The sequence below is a fragment of the Ornithinimicrobium panacihumi genome, from assembly GCF_052073805.1.
Classification (GTDB): Bacteria; Actinomycetota; Actinomycetes; order Actinomycetales; family Dermatophilaceae; genus Ornithinicoccus; species Ornithinicoccus panacihumi.
The window spans coordinates 151209-175703 of record NZ_JBQGWG010000002.1; the positions used below are offsets into that span (position 1 = coordinate 151209).

24 protein-coding genes and 1 pseudogene are annotated in these 24495 nt (G+C 72.2%); 17 read left to right on the plus strand and 8 right to left on the minus strand.

The window, feature by feature from the left end; translation table 11 throughout:
• Window positions 1–5 precede the first annotated feature (5 nt).
• Together ACTMMA_RS02805 and ACTMMA_RS02810 are read right to left on the minus strand one after the other, a co-directional pair.
• The gene (locus ACTMMA_RS02805; protein ID WP_441188577.1) at window positions 6–644 is read right to left on the minus strand and encodes a hypothetical protein; all 639 of its coding nucleotides are present in this window, start codon (window positions 642–644) and stop codon (window positions 6–8) included.
• Window positions 645–682: 38 nt separating this feature from the next.
• On the minus strand, window positions 683–2659 hold the full coding sequence (locus ACTMMA_RS02810; protein WP_441188578.1) for a M13 family metallopeptidase: 1977 nt from the start codon (window positions 2657–2659) through the stop codon (window positions 683–685).
• Window positions 2660–2671: 12 nt separating this feature from the next.
• Here ACTMMA_RS02810 and ACTMMA_RS02815 point away from each other — a divergent pair, with 12 nt between their 5' ends.
• From ACTMMA_RS02815 to ACTMMA_RS02830, 3 genes and pseudogenes are all read left to right on the plus strand, one after another.
• Complete coding sequence (locus ACTMMA_RS02815) at window positions 2672–3223, plus strand: hypothetical protein (RefSeq protein ID WP_441188579.1); 552 nt, start codon at window positions 2672–2674, stop codon at window positions 3221–3223.
• 59 nt (window positions 3224–3282) lie between these two features.
• Window positions 3283–4085: pseudogene (locus ACTMMA_RS02825) on the plus strand (efflux permease Rv1217c-related protein).
• 29 nt (window positions 4086–4114) lie between these two features.
• The gene (locus ACTMMA_RS02830) at window positions 4115–4831 is read left to right on the plus strand and encodes a GPP34 family phosphoprotein (RefSeq protein WP_441188582.1); all 717 of its coding nucleotides are present in this window, start codon (window positions 4115–4117) and stop codon (window positions 4829–4831) included.
• On the opposite strand, the gene ACTMMA_RS02835 is transcribed toward ACTMMA_RS02830, so the two are convergent.
• Window positions 4809–5747, minus strand: coding sequence for a lysylphosphatidylglycerol synthase domain-containing protein (locus ACTMMA_RS02835; RefSeq protein ID WP_441188583.1), 939 nt, complete (start codon window positions 5745–5747; stop codon window positions 4809–4811). The two genes, ACTMMA_RS02830 and ACTMMA_RS02835, sit on opposite strands and share 23 nt — an antisense overlap.
• Window positions 5748–5775: 28 nt before the next feature.
• Window positions 5776–6717: a hydroxymethylglutaryl-CoA lyase gene (locus ACTMMA_RS02840; protein ID WP_441188584.1), complete on the minus strand. Its 942-nt coding sequence runs from the start codon at window positions 6715–6717 to the stop codon at window positions 5776–5778.
• A gap of 63 nt (window positions 6718–6780) precedes the next feature.
• Here ACTMMA_RS02840 and ACTMMA_RS02845 point away from each other — a divergent pair, with 63 nt between their 5' ends.
• From ACTMMA_RS02845 to ACTMMA_RS02875, 7 genes are all read left to right on the plus strand, one after another.
• Window positions 6781–6978: a hypothetical protein gene (locus ACTMMA_RS02845; RefSeq protein WP_441188585.1), complete on the plus strand. Its 198-nt coding sequence runs from the start codon at window positions 6781–6783 to the stop codon at window positions 6976–6978.
• A gap of 105 nt (window positions 6979–7083) precedes the next feature.
• On the plus strand, window positions 7084–8796 hold the full coding sequence (locus ACTMMA_RS02850; RefSeq protein WP_441188586.1) for a DNA repair helicase XPB: 1713 nt from the start codon (window positions 7084–7086) through the stop codon (window positions 8794–8796).
• Between the two features lie 14 nt (window positions 8797–8810).
• Entirely contained in the window at window positions 8811–9551 is a 741-nt protein-coding gene (locus ACTMMA_RS02855; RefSeq protein ID WP_441188587.1) for an HAD family hydrolase, read from the plus strand.
• Between the two features lies 1 nt (window position 9552).
• Window positions 9553–9852, plus strand: a complete 300-nt coding sequence (locus ACTMMA_RS02860) for an NUDIX domain-containing protein (protein ID WP_441188588.1) — start codon at window positions 9553–9555, stop codon at window positions 9850–9852.
• 105 nt (window positions 9853–9957) lie between these two features.
• A complete protein-coding gene (locus ACTMMA_RS02865; protein WP_441188589.1) occupies window positions 9958–10113 on the plus strand; it encodes an NUDIX hydrolase in 156 nt (51 codons plus the stop codon).
• Between the two features lie 189 nt (window positions 10114–10302).
• Window positions 10303–11016 carry a response regulator transcription factor gene (locus tag ACTMMA_RS02870; RefSeq protein ID WP_441188590.1) on the plus strand — a complete coding sequence of 238 codons (714 nt, stop codon included), beginning with the start codon at window positions 10303–10305 and terminating at the stop codon, window positions 11014–11016.
• Window positions 11017–11050: 34 nt separating this feature from the next.
• A complete protein-coding gene (locus ACTMMA_RS02875) occupies window positions 11051–12550 on the plus strand; it encodes a sensor histidine kinase (protein ID WP_441188591.1) in 1500 nt (499 codons plus the stop codon).
• Between the two features lie 5 nt (window positions 12551–12555).
• On the opposite strand, the gene ehuA is transcribed toward ACTMMA_RS02875, so the two are convergent.
• The 4 genes from ehuA to ACTMMA_RS02895 form a co-directional block, all read right to left on the minus strand.
• Complete coding sequence (ehuA, locus tag ACTMMA_RS02880) at window positions 12556–13314, minus strand: ectoine/hydroxyectoine ABC transporter ATP-binding protein EhuA (RefSeq protein WP_441188770.1); 759 nt, start codon at window positions 13312–13314, stop codon at window positions 12556–12558.
• A gap of 67 nt (window positions 13315–13381) precedes the next feature.
• Window positions 13382–14020, minus strand: coding sequence for an amino acid ABC transporter permease (locus ACTMMA_RS02885; RefSeq protein ID WP_441188592.1), 639 nt, complete (start codon window positions 14018–14020; stop codon window positions 13382–13384).
• 3 nt (window positions 14021–14023) lie between these two features.
• Window positions 14024–14734: an amino acid ABC transporter permease gene (locus ACTMMA_RS02890; RefSeq protein ID WP_441188593.1), complete on the minus strand. Its 711-nt coding sequence runs from the start codon at window positions 14732–14734 to the stop codon at window positions 14024–14026.
• 11 nt (window positions 14735–14745) lie between these two features.
• Window positions 14746–15651, minus strand: coding sequence for a transporter substrate-binding domain-containing protein (locus tag ACTMMA_RS02895; RefSeq protein ID WP_441188594.1), 906 nt, complete (start codon window positions 15649–15651; stop codon window positions 14746–14748).
• Between the two features lie 336 nt (window positions 15652–15987).
• On the opposite strand from ACTMMA_RS02895, the gene ACTMMA_RS02900 reads away from it, so the two are divergent.
• The 7 genes from ACTMMA_RS02900 to ACTMMA_RS02930 all read left to right on the plus strand — a co-directional run bounded on the left by ACTMMA_RS02900 (window position 15988) and on the right by ACTMMA_RS02930 (window position 24428).
• Entirely contained in the window at window positions 15988–17214 is a 1227-nt protein-coding gene (locus ACTMMA_RS02900; RefSeq protein WP_441188595.1) for a S1C family serine protease, read from the plus strand.
• Window positions 17215–17412: 198 nt separating this feature from the next.
• Window positions 17413–18639 carry an NAD-dependent epimerase/dehydratase family protein gene (locus ACTMMA_RS02905; protein WP_441188596.1) on the plus strand — a complete coding sequence of 409 codons (1227 nt, stop codon included), beginning with the start codon at window positions 17413–17415 and terminating at the stop codon, window positions 18637–18639.
• 34 nt (window positions 18640–18673) lie between these two features.
• Window positions 18674–19852, plus strand: a complete 1179-nt coding sequence (locus ACTMMA_RS02910) for a glycosyltransferase (protein ID WP_441188597.1) — start codon at window positions 18674–18676, stop codon at window positions 19850–19852.
• 114 nt (window positions 19853–19966) lie between these two features.
• A complete protein-coding gene (locus tag ACTMMA_RS02915; protein WP_441188598.1) occupies window positions 19967–20596 on the plus strand; it encodes an ArsR/SmtB family transcription factor in 630 nt (209 codons plus the stop codon).
• Window positions 20593–21468 (plus strand): DsbA family protein, encoded by an 876-nt coding sequence (locus tag ACTMMA_RS02920; protein ID WP_441188599.1) that lies wholly within the window; start codon window positions 20593–20595, stop codon window positions 21466–21468. The genes ACTMMA_RS02915 and ACTMMA_RS02920 overlap by 4 nt, the downstream gene beginning before the upstream one ends.
• Window positions 21469–21484: 16 nt before the next feature.
• Window positions 21485–22330, plus strand: coding sequence for a cytochrome c biogenesis CcdA family protein (locus ACTMMA_RS02925; protein WP_441188600.1), 846 nt, complete (start codon window positions 21485–21487; stop codon window positions 22328–22330).
• A 58-nt stretch (window positions 22331–22388) separates the two neighbouring features.
• A complete protein-coding gene (locus ACTMMA_RS02930) occupies window positions 22389–24428 on the plus strand; it encodes a HelD family protein (RefSeq protein ID WP_441188601.1) in 2040 nt (679 codons plus the stop codon).
• The last annotated feature ends 67 nt before the right edge of the window (window positions 24429–24495 follow it).

Genomic DNA, 24495 nt, shown 5'->3' on the forward strand with positions numbered 1-24495 from the left:
TGCGGTCACCCGCCGGCGCGGGGCTCCTCGCCGGCGATCCGCCACAGGTCCGGGTTCGGCCGGTCCTGGTCGTCCTCGGCGACGCCGGCCAGGTCGTGCAGCACCTCCGCGACGCGCTGCTCGTAGGCGGCGACCCGGCGCATCTCGGCATCCTCCCGCATCACCCCCAGGGCTCTCTTGACCTGGGGGCGCGCCCGCTCCAGCCACTCCCGCAGCGCCGCCCCGTGGGGCTCGAAGGAGGCGGGAAGCTGCCGCATACCCTCCTTGACCCGGGGGTCGTCAGCGACCCCGCTCCCCCGGGCCCGGGAGAGCCGCTCCTCCAGCGAGACCAGCTGACGCAGGTGGAAGAGCCAGGCGTCGTTGGACAGCCCGTCGAAGGGCCAGGGGTGGACGCCGTCGGTGATCAGCGACTCCTCGACGGCCAGGGCGAAGTCCGCCAGGAACGAGCCGACCAGCGCGACCGTCACCTCCGGCCTGGAGTAGGCGTGCGTCACCCGGTAGCCCACCGGCACGCGAAGGCGCAGGTCGAGACCACCGGTGAGCGACAGGCCGATGTCGGCCCCGCGGTTGGAGGCCTCCAGGCCCAGCAGCGTGGTGCTTCCGGGCGGGTCGTCCTCGAGCGGGAAGGTGAAGTGGACCGGCACGGGACCAACCTAGCCGGGTGGCCGCCCACCGCTCCGCGTCAGAAGACGCGCACCCGCTCCGCCGGCGCCAGCCAGAGCGCGTCGCCCTCGGCCGTCCCGAAGGCCTCGTGGAAGGCGTCGACGTTGCGGACCGTGTTGGCGCGCAGGTCGGCGGGGGCGTGCGGGTCGATCGAGAGCAGGCGGCGTGCCTCGGCCTCCCGGGCCACGGTGCGCCACACCGAGCCCCAGCCGAGGAAGAAGCGCTGGTCGCCGGTCCAGCCATCCACCTCGGGCGCCTGGCCCTCGGTGGCGATCGTGTAGGCCAGGTGCGCCAGCTCCAGTCCGCACAGGTCGCCGATGTTCTCCCCGACGGTCAGGCCGCCGTTGACCTTCTCCTCGCCGCCGGGCAGGTCGCGGGGGGACAGGTCGGAGAACTGCGCGATCAGGGCCTGGCTGCGCTCGTCGAAGCGCGCCCGGTCCTCCTCGGTCCACCAGTCGGTCAGCGACCCGTCGCCGGCGTAGCGGCTGCCCTGGTCGTCGAAGCCGTGCCCGATCTCGTGGGCGATGACCGCGCCGATCCCGCCGTAGTTGACCGCGTCGTCGGCCTCCACGTCGAAGAAAGGCGGCTGCAGGATCGCGGCCGGGAAGACGATCTCGTTGAGCATCGGGTGGTAGTAGGCGTTGACCGTCTGCGGGGTCATCAGCCACTCGTCGCGGTCGATCGGCTGCCCGATCTTGGCCAGCTCGCGGTCGGTCTCGAAGGCGTTGCCGCGGCGGACGTTGCCGACCAGGTCGGCCGGGTCGAGCTGGTAGGCGGTGTAGTCGCGGAAGGTCGGCGGGTGGCCGATCTTGGGCCGGAAGGCGGCGAGCTTGTCCAGCGCCCGGCCGCGGGTCTCCTGGCCCATCCACTCCAGCTCGCCGATCCGCTGCCGGAAGGCCTCGGTGACGTTGGCGACCAGCTGCTCCATCCGCTCGCGGGCTGCGGGCGGGAAGTGGGCCTCGACGTACATCTGCCCCGCGGCCTCGCCGAGGAGCGCCTCGACGAGAGCGACGCCACGCTTCCACCGCTCCTTGATCGCCGGGGTGCCCGACAGCGCGGTGCCGTGGAAGTCGAAGTGGGCCATGACCAGGTCCTCGGTCAGGTAGGGCGCCAGGCCGTCCAGGACGCGGACGGCGAGCCAGACCTGCCAGTCGGCGACCGGCACCTCGGTCAGCGCCTCGCCGACGGCAGTGAGCACGTCGGGCTGGCGGGCGACGACCTGGTCGAGCGCACCGGCGGGGGCGCCGAGGCCCTCGGCGTAGGCGTCCCAGTCCCAGCCGGGGGTGCGCTGCGCCAGCTCGTCGCGGGTGAGGCGGGTGTAGGACTTCACCGCGTCGCGGGCGGAGACCCGGTCCCAGTGCGCGTCGGCGATCCGCTCCTCGAGGGCGTAGAGGCGTCCCACCGGGTCGGTGCCCAGGTCCAGCCCGGCGGCCTCCAGGGCCGGGGCGGCGAGCTCGAGCAGCCGGCCCAGGTAGGCGCGGTAGGCCTCGCGGACCTCCGCGTGCGCCTCTGCGGTGTAGTAGTCCTCGTCCGGCAGGCCGATGCCGCCCTGGTGCAGGTAGACGATGTAGTCCTCGGGGTTGCCGGCGTCGGCGGTCACCCACGGGTTGACGAGCCCGTCGAGGCCCTCCCGCTGCAGGCGCCCGGCGAGGCGGACCACGTCGGAGGGGCTGGCGACGGCCGCGACCTCGCGCAGCGGCTCGACCAGCGGGTCGGTGCCGAGCTCGTCGACCCGGTCGGTGTCCATGAAGCTGGCGTAGAGCGCGCCGACCTTGCCCGCGGCGGTGTCGAGGGCCGGCTGCTGCCGCGCGGCGTCCTCGATGAGTTCGCGGACCCGGGTCTCGGCGTTCTCCCGCAGGGTGTCGAACGCGCCGTAGCGCGCACGGTCCTCCGGGATCTCGACGGTCTTCAGCCAGGTGCCGTTGACGTGGGCGAAGAGGTCGTCCTGGGGACGGACGTCGGTGTCCATGTGCGCGCGATCGATACCGGAGTGCATGGAGGACACGGTATGCGGTGGCGCACCGATTCCTCGCAGCGGCCCGGCGGCTTCACGGTATGGCGTGTGGGCACCTTCGCCGCCACCGTCGCCGGCGTCATGACCCTCCTGGGCGTCATCCGCTCCACCCGGGCCGACGAGGAGGAGGGCCGCACCGAGCTGCTGCGCTCCGGCGTGGTCGGCCGGCACGTCCCGCTGATCGCCGCCGTGCTCACCGCCCTGGTCGCCTGCGCCGTCCTGGCCCTCGGCATCGCCGTCTCGATGGTCGCGGTCGGCGAGCCCGTCCCGGGCTCGATCGCCTTCGGCGCGGGCACCGGGCTGGTGGCCGTCGTCTTCGCCGGCGTCGGTGCGGTGACCGCCCAGCTGGGCTCCACCGCCCGCGCCGCCCGCGGGCTGGGGATGGCCGTCCTGGGCGGCGCCTACGTCCTGCGGGCGGTGACCGACGCGCAACCGGACACGAGTGCCGCATACCCCTGGCACTGGCTGTCGCCGGTCGAGTGGATGGCGCTCTCCCGCCCTACGCCGACGAGCGCTGGTGGGTGCTGCTCCTGCCGCTGGCGCTGACCGTGACGCTGGTGGCCGTCGCGTTCTCGCTGCAGGCCGCGCGGGACCACGGCGCCGGGATGCGCCCGGTGCGGCCCGGGCGCGACCGGGCCCCGGCCGGGCTGCTGTCGGCGGAGGGCCTGGCCTGGCGGCTCCAGCGCGGTAGCGTCCTGGGATGGGCGATCGGGCTGACGATCTTCGCCCTGGCGATGGGCTCGCTGTCCGGGAGCTTCCGCACGATGCTGGACGACCTGCCGCAGTTCGAGATCGTCCTGCGGCGGCTGGGGCGGGGCGCCGAGGACCTCGTGGACACTTCTTCGTGGCGATGCTGGGCATCGTGGCGATCCTGATCGCGATCCTGGGCGTGCTGCTGTGGCAGCGCCTGGCGGCCGAGGAGCGTCGCGGGCACGCCGAGCTGCTCCTGGCCACCTCCCTGCCCCGGCCCCGGCTGGCGCTGTCCCACCTCCTCGTGGCCGCGCTGCTCCCGGTGGCCCTCCTGGCCCTGGTCGGGGCGCTGCTCGCCACCCCCGAGGCCCTGTCCCAGGACAGTCCGGGGCTGGTCGGCCAGGTCCTCGGCGCGGCGCTCGCGCTGGCCCCGGGCGGCCTGCTCATCCTGGGTCTGGCCGTCCTCCTGCACGGCTGGGCCCCGCACCTGGACTGGCTGGTCTGGGTGGTCATCGGGTGGTCGCTGTTCATCGTCTGGGTCGGCTCCGTGCTGGGCCTGCCCGGGTGGGTCACCCGGCTGACGCCGTGGGACCCGCTGCCCGCGATCCCGGTCGAGGAGATGGACTGGACGCCCGTGCTGCTCATGACGCTGGCGACCGTGGCCCTGATGGGGCTGGGGCTGTGGGGCTACCGGCGTCGGGACCTGCGCCTGACCTGACCCGCGGGCCGTCCTCGTAGGGTGGGACGGTGCTGCTCGCCGAGGAACTCATCCTGCTCCTGCTCGACGACGACACCGGTCGTTGGCTGGTCCGCCGCAAGGCCGCACGCCAGGCCGTGCGGATCGCCCTCGTCTTCGAGCTGCTCGCCGACCGGGCGCTCGGGCTGGACGACGACGGCCGCCTCGTCACCGGGATCCCGGGCCTGGTCGCCGGCGACCCCGTCCGCTCACGCGTCGTGGACGAGGCCGTGGGGCACCGTCCCTCGGAGCTGACCCGCCCGCCCAGGGGTGAGACGACGGCCCTGGTGCGCAGGCTGCGGGGCAAGGGCGTGCTGCGACGCGGGGTCCTCCGGCCCGGTCGTCATCTCCCCCGCGACGCGCACCCGGAGGCCGGCGTGCGCGCCCGCCTCCTGGAGACGCTCACGACCCGGCTGCGTCCCGACAGGCACAGCGCCCTCCTGGTCGCGATCGTCTACGAGCTCGACCTGCTGGGCACGCTGTTCCCCCACCACGACTCCTTCGAGCTCGCCCAGCGGGCCGCCACCATCGTCAGCGACCTGCGGACCGACCAGCACTACGCGCCCACCTCGCTGGAGCGCGACGCCGGCGTCGATGAGGTGTCCTCGTCCCGTGACCTCTCCTGGATCGGGGACGCCATCGACGTGCTGGACGTGATGGCGGGCGTCGTGCAGCTGGTCTCGCTGCCGTTCCGGGCGATCCGGTTCATCGGGGACCTGCTGCCCTGACCCGCCGGCGCGCCAGCAGGGCTGCGACGCCCGCCGCGAGGAGGTCGCCCGCGGTGACCAGGACGCGCGAGAGCAGGACGACGACCAGGACACCCCCGGTGTCGAGGACGGGAGCCATCGCCAGGGCCAGGACGCCCTCGCGGGCCCCGACCCCGGCAGGGAGGAAGACCAGGACGAAGCCGACGATCCAGGCCAGGGCGTAGCCACCCACCGCCAGGCGCAGCGTCGTCGTCCCCGGGTCGGCGCCGACCGCGACCGCCAGGACGTAGACCTGCAGGCCCACCGCCAGCCAGGACAGGAGCGACCACGCGGACGCGACGAGCACAGCCCGACCCCCGATGCGCTCGTGGACCGGCGCCTGCCGGGTGACGCGCAGCAGCGTGACCAGGATGCGGTTGAGGACCGCGGGCAGGACAGCGACGAGGGCCAGCGGCGCGAGCAGCACGAGCCAGCCGTGGTCGGCCAGCGGCGTGCCCGGCACCCCCGGCAGGAGCACCAGGGCCACCGCCCCCGCGACGACGGCGCTGATCATCGCCGCCAGCAGCATCGTGACGACGGTGCGGCGCCGCTCGATCCCGTGGTCGCTGCCCAGCTCGGCGGAGGCGACCACGTTCCAGACCCCGCCCGGGAGATACTTGCCGACCTGCCCCACCAGGTAGACCACGCTCGCCTCGCCCAGCCCCAGGGGCGCGCCCAGCCCGGCGCTCACCGACCGCCACGACAGGGCGGCCAGCGCCACGGTGACCAGGGACAGGACCAGCGCGACCAGGATCCACGGCCAGGAGGTCTGCGCGAGCGCCGCCCCGACGGCCTCCCGCTGGACCACCACCGCCACGACGGCGGCGGCGATCGCCGCCAGCACGAAGCCGCGCCGCACCCAGGGGCGGCGCAGGACGGAGATCAGCCTGCCCGTCACGGCAGCCGCTCCGCCGGGGGACGGACCCTCAGGCGCCGGCGAGGGCACGCACGACCCGGGAGGCGGAGGGCCGGCCGAGCTGCTGGGACATCCAGGTGCTGGTCTCGACCAGGGCGTCCAGGTCGGTGCCGTGCTCGATGCCCAGGCCCTGCAGGGTCCAGACGAGGTCCTCGGTGGCCAGGTTGCCGGTGGCCGACTTCGCGTAGGGGCAGCCGCCCAGCCCCCCGGCGGAGGCGTCGACGACGCTCACGCCCCGACCCAGTGCGGCCATCGTGTTGGCCAGCGCCTGGCCGTAGGTGTCGTGGAAGTGGACCGCGACCTGGTCCGGCCCGATGCCGGCGTCCTCCAGCGCGTCGAGCAGCCGGACCACGTGGCCCGGGGTGGCCACGCCGATGGTGTCGCCGATCGAGAGCTGGTCGCAGCCCAGGTCCATGAGCCGGGAGCAGACGTCGACGACCTTCTGCACGGGGACCGGCCCCTCCCACGGGTCGCCGAAGCACATCGAGACGTAGGCGCGGATCCAGGCGCCGCCGTCCAGGGCACGCTTGACCACCGGACTGAACATGTTGACCGACTCCTCGACGGAGCGGTTGAGGTTCTTCTGCGCGAAGGTCTCAGTCGCGCTGCCGAAGATCGCGATCGAGGTGACGCCCTTCTCCAGCGCCCGGTCCAGGCCGCGCTCGTTGGGCACGAGCACCGGCCGGTGCTGCCCGGTGCCGTCCCCGCCCAGCAGGTCGAGCAGCTCCTCGGCGTCCCCGAGCTGGGGCACCCACTTCTGCGGCACGAAGCTGGTCAGCTCGACCGTCTGCAGCCCGGCGGCCAGCAGCCGTCGGACGAACTCGGCCTTGACCTCCACGGGGACGACGGACTTCTCGTTCTGGAGCCCGTCCCGAGGGCCGACCTCGTAGATGGTGACCCGCTCGGGCAGGCCGGGCATCGGCTGGACCATCGGCAGCTGGGGCATCGTCATGGCCACATCTTCGCAGGCTCCCCCGGCGTGACGTGGCCGGGATCCGGTGCCAGGATTCCTCCCATGAGACCGCAGCGAGCTCCGACCTCGGGGATGGCGCTGGGATATGTCGGTGTCGGCGTCCTGCTCACCGTCGTCTCCCTGATGCTGCTCCTCCTGGGCACCGACCACGTCCTCCTCTGGCTCGGGCTGGGCGCCGGGGTCGCGGCCCTGGTGGTCGGAGCGGCGCAGTGGAGCTCGGCCCGCCACCCGCAGGGGTGAGCAGACCCGGGTGAGCCGTGCCGGAGGTGAGCTCGCCCTGAGGTGAGCTCGCCCTGAGGTGAGGTGGACGGAATGCGGGCGTGACCGCATACCGTTGAGGTTCTGATGACCGGACCACTGATCGTGCAGAGCGACAAGACCCTCCTCCTCGAGGTCGACCACCCCGACGCCGAGGCGGCGCGGCGCGACATCGCGCCCTTCGCCGAGCTCGAGCGCGCCCCCGAGCACGTCCACACCTATCGCGTGACGCCGCTGGGGCTGTGGAACGCGCGCGCCGCCGGGCACGACGCCGAGCAGGTGGTGCACGCGCTGATCACGCACAGCCGCTACCCGGTGCCGCAGGCGCTGCTGGTCGACGTCGCCGGGACGATGGACCGCTACGGGCGGCTGACGCTGCTCAAGGAGCCGGTCGACGGGGAGAACGATCCCGAGACGGGGATGCCGGTCACGCGGCTGGTGCTGCGCACCACCGACCGCGCGGTGCTCACAGAAGTGCTGCGGCACAAGAAGATCCAGCCGCTCGTCGGCGAGCGCCTCGACGAGGACACGGTGCTCGTGCACCCCTCCGAGCGCGGCAGCCTCAAGCAGGAGCTGCTCAAGGTCGGCTGGCCAGCCGAGGACCTCGCCGGCTACGTCGACGGCGAGAAGCACCCGATCGCGCTCGACACCGGTGACGGCACGGAGCCGGGATGGAGCCTGCGGCCCTACCAGCAGCAGGCCGTCGACGGCTTCTGGGACGGCGGGTCCGGTGTGGTGGTGCTGCCGTGCGGGGCCGGCAAGACCCTCGTGGGCGCGGGCGCGATGGCCCGCTCCGGCACCACGACGCTGATCCTGGTCACCAACACCGTGAGCGCGCGGCAGTGGCGCGACGAGCTGCTGGCCCGCACGACGCTGACCGAGGACGAGATCGGGGAGTACTCCGGGTCCCGCAAGGAGATCCGCCCCGTCACGATCGCGACCTACCAGGTGCTCACCACGCGCCGGAAGGGCGTCTACACCCACCTCGACCTGCTGGACGCCCGCGACTGGGGCCTGATCGTCTACGACGAGGTGCACCTGCTGCCCGCGCCCATCTTCCGGATGACCGCCGACCTGCAGGCGCGGCGGCGGCTCGGGCTGACCGCGACGCTCGTGCGCGAGGACGGGCGGGAGTCCGACGTCTTCTCCCTCATCGGCCCCAAGCGCTATGACGCACCGTGGAAGGACATCGAGGCGCAGGGGTGGATCGCGCCGGCCGACTGCGTCGAGGTGCGGGTGACCCTGTCGGACTCGATGCGGATGGCCTATGCAGTCGCCGAGCCGGACGAGCGCTACCGCTTCGCCTCCTGCGCCCCCGCGAAAGATGCAGTGGTGCGCGAACTGGTGGAACGGCATACCGGAGAGCCGACGTTGGTCATCGGCCAGTATCTCGAGCAGCTCCACACGCTCGCCGAGCAGCTGGACGCCCCGCTCATCACTGGTGAGACGACGGTGGCCGAGCGGCAGAAGCTGTTCGGCGCGTTCCGGTCCGGCGAGATCAGCCTGCTGGTGGTGAGCAAGGTCGCCAACTTCTCGATCGACCTGCCCGAGGCGAGCGTGGCGATCCAGGTGAGCGGGACCTTCGGCTCGCGCCAGGAGGAGGCGCAGCGGCTGGGGCGGGTGCTGCGGCCCAAGGGCGACGGGCGGACGGCGCACTTCTACACGGTCGTGGCGCGCGACACGGTGGACGCGGAGTTCGCCGCGCACCGGCAGCGCTTCCTGGCCGAGCAGGGCTATGCCTACCGGATCGTGGACGCCGACGAGCTCGACACCCTGGGGGCGACAGCCGCCGGCGGGTGAGGTGGGATGGGGCCATGAGCGACTCCACCGCCGGGGCCCCGCGCGAGACCGTCATCCTCGACGTCGACGGCACCCTCGCCGACACGAACTACCACCACACCGTGGCCTGGGCGCGCGCCTTCGCCTCGGTGGGGCTGCACGCGCCGCTGTGGACCATTCACCGGGCGATCGGGATGGGCGGCGACAAACTCGTCGAGGCCGTCGCCGGGCAGGACGCCGAGCGCGAGCACGGCGACGCTCTGCGCGGGGCGTGGGAGGAGGAGTATGCGGCTCTCCTCCCCGAGGTCCGTCTCCTGCCCGGGGCGCGGGACCTGGTGCTGGCGCTGGCAGGGCGGGGGCTGACGGTGGTGCTCGCGTCGTCGGGGAAGGAGCAGTTCACCTCGCACGTGCTGGAGCTGCTGGACCTGCCCGAGGGTGCGCTCGCGGGGCAGGCCTCCAGCGATGAGGCGGACGAGTCCAAGCCTGCGCCCGACGTGCTGGAGGTCGCGCTGGAGAAGGTCGGGGCGGAGTCCGCGGTGGTGGTCGGTGACACCCCCTACGACGTGGCGGCGGCGGGGCGTCTGGGGATGCCCTGCGTGTGCGTGCGCACGGGTGGTTTCGGGGTGGAGGAGCTGGAGGGTGCGGGAGCGGTGATGGTCGTGCAGGACCCGGCGGAGCTCGCCGGCCTCGACGACGGGGCCTGGTCCGAGATCCTGGCCAGCGAGCCTCCGCGGGGCGCCGCCGGCACCGACTCGCCCCTGCCGGGGGTGGAGTGAGATGGCCTGGCGCACCGACTCCAGCAGGGTCGTCTACGAGAACGCCTGGATCCGGGTCCGTGAGGACCAGGTCATCCGGCCGGACCAGTCGCGGGGCATCTACGGCGTCGTGGAGGCGAGGTCTCCCGCCGTCTTCGTCGTCGCGCTCACCGAGGCGGACGAGATCTGGCTGCTGACCGTCGACCGCCACACCGTCGGGCCCTCCGTGGAGGTCGTCGCGGGCGGCGCCGAGGAGGGCGACCTGCTCGAGGGCGCACGCCGGGAGCTGGCCGAGGAGGTCGGCCTCGCGGCGGAGCAGTAGGAGGAGCTGGGCGGCTTCGACTCCCTCAACGGGCTGTGCCGGGCGACCGGCACCGTCTTCCTGGCGCGTGGCCTCTCGCTGGCCACCGGCCGGCAGGCTGCCGCGATGACCGCGAGCGAGCAGCACCGCGAGGGCATCTCCGACGTCGGCCCCGTGCCGGTGTCCGAGGTGCTGGCCATGATCGGCCGCGGCGAGATCCGCGACGCCGAGACCATCGCCGCGTTGATGCTCGCCCTCAACCACCTCGGCCGCATCACCTGACCCCGGCGGAGTCCTCGCCACCGCCGGCGGCGGGGGGGCCCACCGTCGGCCGGTAAGTGATCCGTCGTCCGGAAATTTCCGGACGACGGATCACTTAGCGGCTGATGGTTCTGCGGATTCGGGAAAGGGTGGGTGGTTGATCCAGCAACTTCTCAGACGACTCCCAGAGTGCGGGGGGACGATGGCCGTATGAATGCCGCCCAGACCGCAGAGTCGGAGGCCACCCTGCTGGTGGTCGAGGACGAGACGAACATTCGTGAGCTGCTCACCACGAGCCTGCGCTTCGCGGGTTTCACGGTGCACCCCGCGCCCGACGGCCGCACGGCGCTGCAGCTGGCGGGCGAGCACGACATCGACCTGGCGGTCATGGACATCATGCTGCCGGACATGGACGGCTTCACCGTGACCCGCACGCTGCGCGAGCGCGGGCAGGACCTGCCGATCCTCTTCCTCACCGCCCGGGACTCCCTGGACGACAAGGTCAAGGGCCTGACGGTCGGCGGGGACGACTACGTCACCAAGCCGTTCAGCCTGGAGGAGGTCGTGGCCCGCATCCGGGCCGTGCTGCGCCGCACGCACGTCGCCGACACCGACGAGGACCACGCCCTGCGGGTGGCCGACCTGGAGCTGGACGAGGACAGTCACGAGGTCCGGCGCGCCGGGCAGGTCATCGAGGTCTCCCCCACCGAGTTCAAGCTGCTGCGCTATCTCATGCTCAACCCGGGCCGGGTGCTGTCCAAGAGCCAGATCCTGGACCACGTGTGGGACTACGACTTCCGCGGCGAGATGAACATCGTCGAGTCCTACATCTCCTACCTGCGCCGCAAGATCGACGTGGTGGGCGAGCCGCTGATCCACACCAAGCGCGGCGTCGGCTACGTCCTGCGCGCGCCCCGCAGCTGACGCGGCCGCGCGACAGTCTGAGACCCTGGGCCCGGTGAGCTTCCTCAAGAGCCTGCGCAGCACCTCATACCAGAGGTTGCACAACCTCTCCCTGACCCGACGGCTGGTGACCGTCGTGGTCCTCCTCGTGCTCGCCGCCTACCTGCTCACCACCTCGGTCTCGATCATGATGCTGCGCGGTTACCTGCTGCAGCGCTCGGACGCCGACCTGCGCGCCTACATCGAGCCGCTCGCCCAGAGCACGATCACCCAGATCCTGGAGCAGGCCACCGGCCAGGAGGTCACCGAGCGGCGGCAGATCTTCGTGCCGCCCAATCCCTACTTCGTGCTCTTCACCCCCGCCGACCCGTCGGCCCGTGCCACCGCGCTGGTCTTCCCGCCCCAGGACCTGCCCAGCCGCCCCCAGCTCGACCGCATCACGGTCGACGACCCACGCCTGGGCGAGCCGTTCACGGTCGGCAGCGTGGACGCCCCGGGCAGCTGGCGGGTGCTCGCGGCGCAGGTCACCGACAGCGACGCCGGGCGCGTTGGCGGGACGATCGCGGTCGCGATCCCGCTCACCGACGTCGACAACACCGTGCGCCAGCTGGGCCTGCTCACCGTCGGCATCGGCCTGACGACCCTGCTGCTGGTGGGCGTCCTGGGCTGGTTCGCTGTCCGCCGCGCCTTCCGGCCCCTCACCCGCATCGAGGACACCGCGGCCGCGATCGCCGCGGGCGATCTGACCCGGCGCATCCCACCGCGCGCCTCCAACGACGAGGTGGGGTCGCTGGCCGACAGCCTCAACCGGATGCTGGCCCAGATCGAGCACTCCTTCGCCGTCCGGGAGGCCTCCGAGCAGAAGATGCGCGACTTCGTCGCCGACGCCTCGCACGAGTTGCGCACGCCTCTCGCCACGGTTCGCGGGTATGCGGAGCTGTACCGTTTCGGTGCCGTCGCACCGGACGACGTGGCCGGGGCCATGCGCAGGATCGAGGACGAGGCCAGCCGGATGACCCGGCTCGTGGAGGACCTGCTGACCCTCACCAGGCTCGACTCGGACCCGGCGATGTCGCCCACCCGGGTCGACCTCACCGTGCTGGCCCACGACGTCGTCCAGGACGCCCAGGTCCGAGCCCCCGAGCGCAGCCTCACCCTCGTGCCGCTGGAGGAGACGACCGGGAACGGCGCCCCGACCGTCGTCGTGGGCGAGGACGGCGCGCTGCGACAGGTGCTGACGAACCTGCTGGCCAACGCCCTGAACCACACCCCCGCGGACAGCCCGGTCGAGGTCGCCCTGGGCGCCACGGCCGAGACGGTCGTCGTCGAGATCCGCGACCACGGGCCGGGCATCGACGAGCACACCGCCCGGCGCGTCTTCGAGCGCTTCTACCGCGCCGACAAGTCACGCAGCCGCGCCTCCGGCGGCACCGGCCTGGGGCTGGCGATCGTCGCGGCCATCGTGGCCCGGCACAAGGGCAGCGTCCGACACCGGCCGACCCCCGGTGGCGGCGCCACCTTCCGGCTCGAGCTGCCGGCCGCCGGTCACCGCTGACCCGGTCAGCCCAGGTTGACCGCCTCGAGGAACTTCTGGGTCCGCTCGTGCTGGGGGTTGGAGAAGATCTCCTGGGGCGTGGCCTCCTCGATCACCCTGCCACCGTCGAACATCATCACCCGGTTGGAGACGTCCTGGGCGAACTGCATCTCGTGCGTGACGATCAGCATGGTGATGTCGGTGTTGTCCGCGACGTCCTCCAGGACACCGAGCACGTCTCCGACCAGCTCCGGGTCCAGGGCGGACGTGACCTCGTCCAGGAGCAGGATCTCGGGGTCCATCGCCAGCGCTCGGGCGATGGCGACCCGCTGCTGCTGGCCGCCGGACATCTCCATCGGGTGCGCGTCGGCGCGGTGTCGCAGGCCTACGCGGTCGAGCAGGGACATCGCGTTGTCCTTGGCCTGGTCCGGGCTCTGGCCCAGGACGTGGACCGGGGCCTCGGTGATGTTCTCCAGCACCGTCATGTTGGGGAACAGGTTGAACTGCTGGAAGACCATGCCGATCCGCTTGCGGACCTCGGCGACCTGCTTGGGCTTGAGCTCGTGCCGCTTGCCGTCCCGACGTTCGTGGGTGAGGGGGTCGCCGTCCACCCAGATGTAGCCCCCGGTCAGCCGCTCCAGGGTCATCGCGAGGCGAAGGATGGTGGTCTTTCCCGAGCCGGAGGGACCGATCAGCGTCACACGCTCACCGCGTCCCACGCTGAAGTTGAGGTCCTTGAGCACGGTGGTCCGGCCGAACTTCTTCAGCACGTCCTCGAACCGGATGCGGGGAGGCTCCGTGCCTGTCTGGCCCGCCGATGCAGCAGGGACGGGACCGGGCGTCTGTGCGGGGTCAGTAGGCAAGTTTCTTCTCCAGCTTTCGCATCAGGACCGCGGTCGGATAGCTCGCCGCGAGGAAGAGTAGACCGGCCACGGCGAAGGCCTCGGTGTAGGTGAAGTTCTGCCCACCGAACTGGCGGGCCTCGGTCACCATCTCCGGGACCGAGATGAAGATGAGGAAGGGCGTGTCCTTGAACATCGCGATCGCCCAGTTGCCCAGGGACGGCAGGGTGTTGCGGATCGCCTGGGGCAGGATGACCGCACGCCAGGTGCGGCTGGCGGGCAGCGACAGCGCGCGGGCGGCCTCCCACTGCCCCTTCCGGATCGACTCGATCCCGGCGCGGTAGGACTCGGCCATGTAGGTCGAGTAGTGCACACCCATGACCAGAATCCCGACGGTCATCGCGCTGAGTCCGTTGAAGGTGTAGTAGATGACCAGCAGATGGACCGGCAGCGGGGTCATCCGGATGAAGTCCAGGACGAATCGCAGGGGGTGGGCCAGAATGCCGGGCAGCTCGCGCAGACCGATCGCCCAGACAAGACCCAGGGCGGCTGCCACCAGGGATCCGAGCACGGTCACCACGAGGGTGACTTTGACGAAGGCCTCCAGCAGGACCGGGAAAGCCTCGAGGAAGAGTTGGTTGTCCCACATGGCTCAGGCCACCCCCGCCGTCACGTCCGCCGGCTTGTCCGCGCGAGGACGCAGGCCGAGCCGCTGCTGGGCGCGCTTCTCGAGGTGCCGCAGCACCACCGATACCACGAGCGCGATGAGGTAGTAGATGATCAGGACCGCCAGGAAGGCGGGCCACGTGCCCAGCTGCCGACGCACCTGCCCCGCCTCGAAGGTGAGGTCACTCATCAGGACCAGGCCGACGACCGCGGTGCCCTTGACGAGCATGACCAGCAGGTTGTTGAAGCCCGGGAGCATCAACGCCCACGCCTGAGGCCAGATCACCCGGCGCATCTTGGTCCACCAGGACATCGACAGCGCGGTGGTGCTCTCCCACTGCCCCTTCGGAACAGCGTTGAGCGAACCCCGGACGACTTCGGCGCCGTAGGCCCCGTAGTTCAGGCCGAGTCCGACGATCGCCGACCAGGTCGAGCCCAGATCGACACCGGTAAGGGTCGGGATGGCGTAGAAGATGAAGAAGAGCTGGACCACCAGCGACGTGCCTCGGAAGAACTCCACGATCACCCGGGACACGGCCTGTGCCCACCTCGGGCCCTGGTGCAGCCCGAGCCCGAGCACGACGGCCACCACGACCGTGACCACGGCGCCGCCGAGGAAGGCGATCAGGGTGGCCGCAAGGCCCTCCTGGATCAGCCTCGGCAGCGCCGTGGCAAGGTCGGCGAAGAACTCGCCCACTGGCTGGTGGCTCAGCGACCGGCCTGGCCGGCCACCTCGTTGGCGGCCTCCAGGTCGTCGTTGCAGAGCATCTCGGCGGTCAGCCCCTCCGGCGGGCGCTCGGCGTCGGTGAACCCGAACTCGCCCACCACCTCGGCGAAGCGTGCCTCGTCGCCGACGATCTTGGCCAGCTCGGCGTTGTAGGCCTCCAGCAGGTCGGTGTCGTCAGGACGGAAGACGGTGGACCCGGCGCTGATCTGGCTCAGCCCGTCGACCTCGGCCACGAAGCCTCCGGTCGTGTCCACGGCGTCGTTCTCCTCCGCCATCGCCGCCAAGGTGATGTTGGTCAGGGCGAAGGCGTCGGCGCGGCCGTTGGCCACGGCGTCCATGCCGTCCTGGGCAGAGTTGACCGTCATGGTGTTGCTCAGCCCCAGGTCCTCGGCGTATCCCTGCTCGATGGCACCGGACTGGACGGCCAGCGTGACATCGCTGTCGCCGATGCTGGCGAAGTCGCTGAGCCCCTCGGGATTGCCCGCCGGCACCATGAGGGTGCTGGTGTACATCAGGGTGGGCTCGGCGAAGGCCCCGCGCTCACAACGGTCGGGCAGGATCGACATCCCGGCGGACACGGCGTCGTACTCGCCCTTGTTCAGGCCGGGGATGAGGGCGTCCCACTCCACCAGCTGACCCTCGACGTTGTCGATGCCCATCGCGTTGAAGATCGCGGTGTCCAGAGCGATGGTGGCCCCGGTGAGCTCACCGTTGTCGTCCTCGTAGCTGTAGGGGATCTCACCTGCGAAGGCCACCTTGATGGTGCCCTCCTCCTTGAGCCGCTCGAGGGTCGAGCCGGCCTCCTCGTCGCCACCGCCACCGCAGGCGGACAGCGCGAGAGCGGCGGCCGACACGGCCGCCAGCACAGAGATGCGAGTTCTGGTCATGGATGACCACGGTCCTTTCGGTTGGACGAGGCACATGCCCTCACACACGGCAGGGGACCTGCCGCGGGAACACGTCGCCCCGATTGGACAGAGCTCTCCCGCAAAAGAAATGCAGGAAAATTCCGAGATCACGGGAACGGAATCGATTCGAACGTAACGAGATAGATCCGTCGTTCTCAACCTGAGAGCGGCAGGGGCGTCGATCGTTATCGCTTTGAGATAGGCTCGCGATCGATTCGTGATTCCTGTCCGCTCTTCATGGCATGCCTGGACACCCCCAGCGAAGTCTCAGCCGACGCACAGCCCACGCCGACCCAGACCTGCTCTGATGGGGTCATGAACACGACACCCTCCAGCCCGGCGAACGATCACGACCGCACCCAGCCGGTCCCCGCCCTCACCCAGGCCTCGCCCTCCCCGCGCCCCACGCGGCCCCGCCGTCGCTGGAGCGACATCGCCATCGCCAGCGTCCTGGCCGCCGTGCTCTCCTCCGGCGGCACCTATGCCGCCGTGCGGGCCGCCGACTCCGCCGGCGCCGGAAGCACCGAGGCCTCGACCAGCGCCCAGGCCGGCGACAACAGCTCAGGGGACGTTCCGGCCCGCCCCGTCTCCTTCCGCGACGAGCAGGACTGGGCCGGCATCGCCGCCACCGTCACCCCCAGCGTGGTCTCGATCGACACCGCCGGCCGCGGCGGGCAGGGCTCGGGCTCCGGCGTCGTCTGGGACACCGAGGGCCACATCGTCACCAACGCCCACGTCGTCGAGGGTGCCGAGCAGCTGCGCGTCACCCTGGCCGACGGACGCAGCTACGAGGGCACCGTCGTGGGCGACGACCCCTCCAGCGACCTGGCCGTGGTCAAGCTCTCCACGGTGCCCGACGGCCTGACCCCCATCGCCGTCGGCGACGACAAGGCCCTGGAGGTCGGCGACCCCGTGATGGCGGTCGGCAACCCGCTCGGCCTGTCCGGGACCGTCACCACCGGCATCGTCAGCGCGCTGGACCGCCCCGTCACCACCCAGGGCTCGGGCCGCACCCAGGCCGCCGAGCCCATCGTCACCAACGCCCTCCAGACCTCGGCCGCCATCAACCCGGGCAACTCCGGCGGCGCCCTGGTCGATGCGGCCGGCCAGCTGGTCGGCATCAACTCCTCGATCGCCTCCCTGCCCTCCCCGGGACAGAGCCAGGCCGGCTCGATCGGCATCGGCTTCGCGATCCCCTCGGCCAAGGTCCGCGTGATCGTGGACCAGCTCATCAGCACCGGCACCGCCCAGCACGCCTTCCTCGGCGTCGGCCTGTCCGACGGGCAGGCCGAGGTCGACGGCGCGGTCCTGTCGGGCGCGCAGGTCCAGCAGGTCGAGCCCTCCTCCCCCGCCGAGGCCGCCGGGCTGCAGGTCGGCGACCTCATCGTGGCCATCGACGACGAGGCGGTCCCCTCGACCACCGCCCTCGTCGGCCAGGTCCGCGAGCGCGGCTCCGGCGCCCAGGCGGTCATCGACTACGTCCGTGACGGCAGGCGTGAGCAGGCCACGGCCACCCTGGCGGTCCGTCCCGACGCGGGCTGAGCCCGCCGACGGAGCCGCCCCACCAGCTGCCGCCCCGCGCCGACCGTTTCCCCTCCCTTGGCGGTCGACGCGGGGCGGCGCACGTCTGGCGTGACTCTCCCGCCACCGTGTCCGGCGTCCTTACCCCTCGGTTGATAGGTTGACGCCAGCGGCGTCGCAGGTCCCAGCGGTGCCACGGCCCCACGAGGAGCATCTGCGGTGAAGATTCTGGTCCTGGGCGGCGACGGCTTCTGCGGCTGGCCCGCCTCCCTCCACCTCTCCGACCTCGGTCACGACGTCACGATCGTGGACAACCTGTCCCGACGGCGGATCGACGAGGAGCTGGGGGCGCAGTCCCTCACCCCGATCTCCTCCCCGCAGGAGCGGGTGGCCGCCTGGCAGGAGGTCTCCGGGCGCACCATCGAGTTCGTCGAGCTGGACGTGGCCCAGGACTACGACGCGCTGCGCGACCTGCTCGGGACCCAGCGTCCCGACGCGGTGGTCCACTTCGCCGAGCAGCGCGCCGCCCCCTACTCGATGAAGTCACCCGCCCACAAGCGCTACACGGTCGACAACAACACCAACGCGACCCACAACCTGCTCTGCGCCCTGGTCGAGACGGGGCTGGACGCCCACCTGGTCCACCTGGGCACGATGGGTGTCTACGGCTACGGCACCGCCGGGATGAAGATCCCCGAGGGCTATCTCGACGTCCAGGTCACCACCGACGAGGGCCAGCAGGTGGAGCAGCAGATGCTCTACCCGACCAACCCGGGCTCGATCTACCACATGACCAAGTGCCTGGACCAGCAGCTCTTCGCCTACTACGCCAAGAACGACGCGCTGCGGATCACCGACCTGCACCAGGGCATCATCTGGGGCACCCACACCGAGCAGACGCTGCGTGACGAACGGCTGATCAACCGCTTCGACTACGACGGCGACTACGGCACGGTCCTCAACCGCTTCCTCATGCAGGCCGCGGTCGGCTATCCCCTCACCGTCCACGGCACCGGCGGCCAGACCCGTGCCTTCATCCACATCCGCGACATGGTCCGCTGCGTCGAGATCGCCCTGGACAACCCGCCCGCCAAGGGCGACCGCGTCAAGATCTTCAACCAGATGACCCAGACCCACCGGGTGCGCGACCTGGCCGGGCTCATCGCCCGGATCAGCGACGCACAGGTCGAGATGGTGCCCAACCCGCGCCACGAGGCGGCCGAGAACGAGCTGCACGTGCGCAACGACACCTTCCTGGACCTCGGGCTGGAGCCGACCTTCCTCGAGGAGGGCCTGCTCCTGGAGGTCGAGGAGGTCGCCGGGCGCTACGCCCACCGTGCCGACCTGGACAAGATCCCCTGCACCTCGGTGTGGACCAGCGCGCAGCAGCCCGGCGTGCCCACCTCCCGCGGCACCGACCCCGCCACTGACCAGAAGAGCGCCTGAGGGCCGGCGAGACACCGCATACCCCCTCAGACCCATGCGCATCGCGCTCTTCACCGAGGTCTTCCTGCCCAAGGTCGACGGCGTCGTCACCCGGGTGACGCGCACCCTGGAGCAGCTGGGAGAGCTCGGCCACGAGGTGCTGGTCTTCGCCCCGGGCGAGCCGCCGGACAGCTTCGGCCAACACCGTGTCGTGCGCACCCACTCGTGGTCCTTCCCCTGGTACCCCGAGGTCATGGTCGGCACCCCCACCCCCCGGATCGCGCGGGAGATGCACGACTTCGAGCCCGACATCGTGCACGCGGTCAACCCGGTGTGGCTGGCCAGCTATGGCGTCATCTCGGCCCGGCGGCGCAACCTGCCGCTGCTGGCCAGCTTCCACACCGACGTCCCGTCCTACACCACCCGCCTCGGCATCGGCTGGCTGCGCGCGCCCTCGCAGGCGTGGATCACGTGGTCGCACAACCAGGCGGAGGTCAACCTGTGCACCTCCGACCAGATGGTGCGCCGCGCCCGCGAGGTCGGCATCCGCGAGGTCGACCTGTGGCCCAAGGCGGTCGACACCGTCGGATACCACCCCTCCCGCGCGACCCGCGAGATGCGCGAGCGCCTCACCGGCGGCCACCCCGACGCGCCGCTCATCCTCTACGTCGGCCGGCTCTCCCGCGAGAAGGACCTCGACCAGCTCCTCGAGCCCCTGCGCCGTCTTTCCGGGTATGGGGCACGCCTCGCCCTGGTCGGTTCCGGCCCGGGCCGGGCCGAGCTCGAGCGCACCTTCGCGGGGACGCCGACGGTCTTCACCGGCTATCTGGCCGGGGAGGAGCTGGCCGCGGCCTATGCCAGCGCCGACGTCTTCGCCTTCCCGTCCACGACCGAGACTCTCGGCCTGGTCGCCCTGGAGTCGATGGCCTCCGGGGTGCCCGTCGTCGGGGCCGACGCGGGCGGGATCCCGTTCGTCATCGACGAGGGGCGCACCGGCCACCTCATCACCCCCGGCGACGCCGACGCCTGGACCGAGCGGCTCGGGCAGCTGCTGAGCGACGAGGAGCTGCGGGCCCGGATGGGCGCCGCGGCCCGCGCGGACGCCGAGCAGCACTCCTGGCGGGCGGCCACCGAGTCCTTGGTGGAGTCCTACGGGCGGGCGATCGAGCGGCACCAGGACCGCCCGCCGGTGCCGCGCATCCTGCGCGCCAAGCACCCGGGGTTCACCGAGTAGCCGGCGGAGACGCGTTTGGGTCCGCCCGCCCGGTGTGCTTGACTCGATTCCATGGATCATTGGAATAGTGAGGTCAGAGGCTCACGGAGGGCCCTGTTCGACTCCATCTCGCTGGTGAGCAAGGCCTTCGCCAGCCCCCGCCGGCTGGAGATCGTCGAGCTGCTCGGCCGCGGCGAGCGCACGGTCGAGTCGATCGCCACCACCCTGGACCAGAAGGTCGGGACCGTGTCGGCCCACCTGCAGATCCTGCGGATGTCCAACCTGGTCGCGAGCCGCCGAGAGGGCACCCACGTCTACTACCGCCTCGCTGGCCCGGACGTGGCCGCGCTCTTCGACCAGCTGCACCGGGTCGCGACGACGCACTCCGCCGAGGTCGGGCGGGCCCTGGACGCCTACCTGGGCACCGGGGACGAGGTCGACGAGGTCTCCCACGAGGAGCTGCGCGAGCGCATGGCGACCGGCGACCTGACGCTCATCGACGTGCGCGAGCCGCACGAGTTCGCCGAGGCCCACCTGCCCGGCGCGATCAACGTCCCGCTCGGCCAGCTGGCCGAGGAGCTGGGCTCGCTGGCCGCCGGCGACCGGGAGATCGTGGCCTACTGCCGCGGCGCCTACTGCGTCCTGGCCCACGACGCCGTCCGGCTCCTGGCCGCGCACGGTCTGCCCGCCGAACGGTTGCACCGGCTCCAGGACGGGATCCTGGAGTGGCAGGCGGCCGGCCACCCCGTGGAGGTGGGAGCATGAGCACCCCGACCACACCCCATACCCCTCAGGCGGCGCAGCCGCGACGCCGTTCGGTGATGGTCCCCGCAGCCGTCGCCGTGGTCGCCGGCGCAGTCGCCCTGGGCGGCTGGCTCGGCTCCCGGGCGGCCGACGACGCCCCGCCCGCACCCTCGACCGAGGGCACGTCGGTCGACGGCACCGCGGCCCCGCCCGCCCCCGACGCCACGACGCAGACCCTCGAGCCGATCACCGTCGGCGATGTCGTCCTCCAGCCTCCGCCGCCCTCGGAGTTCGCCTACCCCGGCGCCGAGGAGGAGAGCTGGACCGCGCCGCTGGAGGACCGCGACCCGGACGGCCCCTACGCCCTCGGCGACCCCGACGCCCCGGTCGTGCTGATGATCTGGTCCGACTTCCAGTGCCCCTTCTGCCGCAGCTGGGCCACCGAGACCAAGCCCGAGCTGATGCGCTTCGTGGAGGACGGCACGCTGCGGATGGAGTGGCGCGACTTCCCCTACCTGGGGCCGGAGTCCTCGCTGGCGGCGCTCGCCGGACGCTCGGCCGCCGAGCAGGACATGTTCTGGGAGTTCCACGACGCCCTCTTCGCCGCTGAGCACTCCCCCAACCAGGGCGGCTTCACCGAGGAGAGCCTGGCCGACCTCGCCGAGGAGGCCGGCCTGGACCGCGAGGCCTTCGCCGCGTCGCTCAACACCGTCGAGCAGCAGGAGGCCGTGGCCGCCGACCAGGACGAGGGCCTGGCCCTGGGCGTCATGGGGACGCCGGCGTTCATGATCAACGGCATGCCGGTGCGCGGGGCGCAGCCGACCGAGACCTTCGTGCAGGTCGTCGAGGACGCGGCGGCCGCGCGGGGCGCGGCGGCCGGCGCCGGCGACTGACGGGGGCGGGAGCGACATGGTCTCGATCAGCTGGTTGGCCGCGCTGCTGGCCGGGGCGCTGAGCCTGCTGTCGCCCTGCTCGGCGCTGCTGCTGCCCTCCTTCTTCGCCTACGCCTTCGGCTCGACCCGGGCGCTCGTCGCGCGCACGATCGTCTTCACGGTCGGGCTGATGACGACCCTCGTGCCGTTGGGAATGGGGGTCCAGGCGGTCTCTCGCGCGCTCTTCCTGCACCGGGAGACCGTCATCACCGTGGCCGGCTGGGTCGTCATCGCGCTGGGCGTGCTCACCATCGTGCTGGGCGGACGCTCGATGCCCGGCACCTCCCGGCTGCGCGCCCAGACCCCCGGCCTCACGGCCCGCAGCCGCGCCCGCGACGCGATGTCCTGGGTGGCCACGTGGGCCCTCGGCGCAGTCTTCGGGCTCGCCGGCTTCTGCGCCGGGCCCGCGCTGGGGGCGATCCTGACGATGGCGGCCACCTCCCCCAGCGCCTGGGTCGGCGGGGTCCTGCTGGCCCTGTATGCGGTGGGCATGGCAGTCCCGCTGTTCGCCCTCGCCTGGGGCTGGGACCGTTTCGACCTGGGCTCGCGCCCGTGGGTCCGGGGCCGGATGATCACGCTCGGCCCGGTGAGCCGGCATTCCACCACGCTGCTGTCCGGCCTGCTCTTCATCCTCGTCGGGGTGATCTTCCTGGCCTTCGACGGGACCGCCGGGCTGCTGGCCGGGCCGGACCTGACCCGCTTCGAGGGACAGGCGCAGGCCTGGCTGATGGACACCTTCTCCGGCGTGCCCTGGTGGTCGCTGCCGGCGGCCGTGGCCGTGGTGGCTCTGCTGGTGACGCTGCGGCGCTCCACCAAGGTGTAGGCTTCCCGCTCTCCCGTCCCGCACCCATCGCCATCCACCCACAGCTTTCGAGGGGCCCATGTCCACCGACCCTGCGACCGAGCTCGCGGCCGAGCAGGCGCACCTCGAGCGGGCCCGGGCCGAGCTGGCCCGGATGCGCGAGCACACCCTGACGCTCCAGAACGCCGGGGGCGACGCCCTGGCCGGGGAGTCCCTCGGCCGGCTGCTGTGGCTGCGCGCGCGGGCGCTCCAGGACGATCCCCGGACCGCGCTGTTCTTCGGGCGCCTGGACACCCGTGAGGACGAGCACCTCTACATGGGGCGGCGGCACGTCAGCGACGCGGCCGGGGACCCGGTCGTCATCGACTGGCGGGCCGGGATCTCGACCGCCTTCTACCGCGCCAGCCCCGTCGAGCCGATGGGGATGGTGCGCCGCCGGCGCTTCGGGGTGGAGGGTGGCCGACTCACCGCCTACGAGGACGAGGTGCTGGCCGAGAACGAGCTCGTCGGGGACGGGCTCGTCGAGGGCGAGCCGCCTGTCCGCGCCGCGACCCCGGGCGGTGGGCTGCTGGCCCGCGAGATCGAACGCCCCCGGATCGGCCCGATGCGCGACATCGTGGCGACCATCCAACCCGAGCAGGACGAGATCGTCCGCGCCGACGTCGGCACCACGATCTGCGTCCAGGGCGCCCCCGGCACCGGCAAGACCGCCGTCGGGCTGCACCGCGCGGCCTGGCTGCTCTATGCCTTCCGCGACCGGCTGGCCCGCACGGGCGTGCTCGTGGTCGGCCCCAACCGCGCCTTCCTCGAGCACGTCGGTGCCGTCCTGCCCTCGCTGGGCGAGGTCTCGGTGCGGCACACCACCGTCGAGGAGCTGCTGGCGCACGGTCGTGTCCGCGCGACGGACTCCCCCGCCGTGGCCACCCTCAAGGGCGAGGCGCGGATGGCCGAGGTGCTCCGCGGGGCGGTCTGGGACCGGGTGCGCCCGGCGACCGAGGCCCTCGTCGTGCCGCGCGGCTCGCGCAGGTGGCGCGTCCCGGCCTACGAGGTGCAGGACATCCTGGACGAGCTGCGCACCCGGGGCGTCCGCTACGCGGCGGCCCGGGCCATGCTCCCCATGCGCCTGGCGCACGCCGTCCTGGTGGCCATGGAGCGGTCCGGCGACTCCCCCGACGACCGCGTGCAGGACAGCGTCGCCCGCTCCGCGGCGGTCCGGGCCTACGTCAAGGAGATCTGGCCCGAGCTGACCCCACAGTCCGTCCTCGCCCACGTGCTCGGCACCGGCGAGGGCCTGGCCGGGGACCAGCGGGCCCTGGTGTGGGACAAGGCTCCCCGCTCCCCCGGCTCGGCACGCTGGAGCGTCGCCGACCTCGCGCTGCTGGACGAGATCGCCGACCTGCTGGAGCGGACGCCCAGCCTGGGCCATGTCGTCCTGGACGAGGCGCAGGACCTCTCCCCCATGCAGCTGCGTGCCGTCGGCCGACGTGCCTCGACCGGCTCGTTGACCGTGCTGGGCGACATCGCCCAGGGCACGACCCCCTGGGCGACGGGCTCATGGGACGAGTCTCTCCACCACCTCGGCAAGGAGCTGGACGCGGGCTCGACGCACCTGGAGGTCCTGGACCGCGGCTTCCGCGTGCCGGCCTCGGTGATCGACTATGCCGCCCGCCTGCTGCCGCTCATCGCTCCGGGGCTCGAGCCGCCCCGCTCGGTCCGGTCCCACCCCGGACGGATGGAGCGGGTGCCCGTCGCCGACGCCGTCGCCGGGGCCGTCGAGGCGGCCCGGGAGGCCGGCGCCCAGGAGGGGACCGTCGGCGTGATCGTGCCGGACGCCTGGCTCGACCGCACCGCTGCCGCCCTCACCGCCTCCGGGCTCGAGCACGAGGTCCTCGACGGCGACCACGGCGAGCGCATCCTGCCGCTGCACCTCGTCCCGGCCACGGTCGCCAAGGGCCTGGAGTTCGACCAGGTCGTCGTCGTGGAGCCGGCCGCGATCGCCGCCGCCGAGCCCGACGAGCGCACCGGCCTGCGCCGCCTCTACGTGGTCCTCACCCGCGCGGTCAGCGCGCTGACCGTGGTGCACGCGGAGCCCCTGCCCGGCCCGCTCGCCTCCCCCTGACCCGCCGGGTAGCAGCGGCGAGGAGCACCGCATACGGTGGAGAAGAGCACCACGACCCCTCTGCACA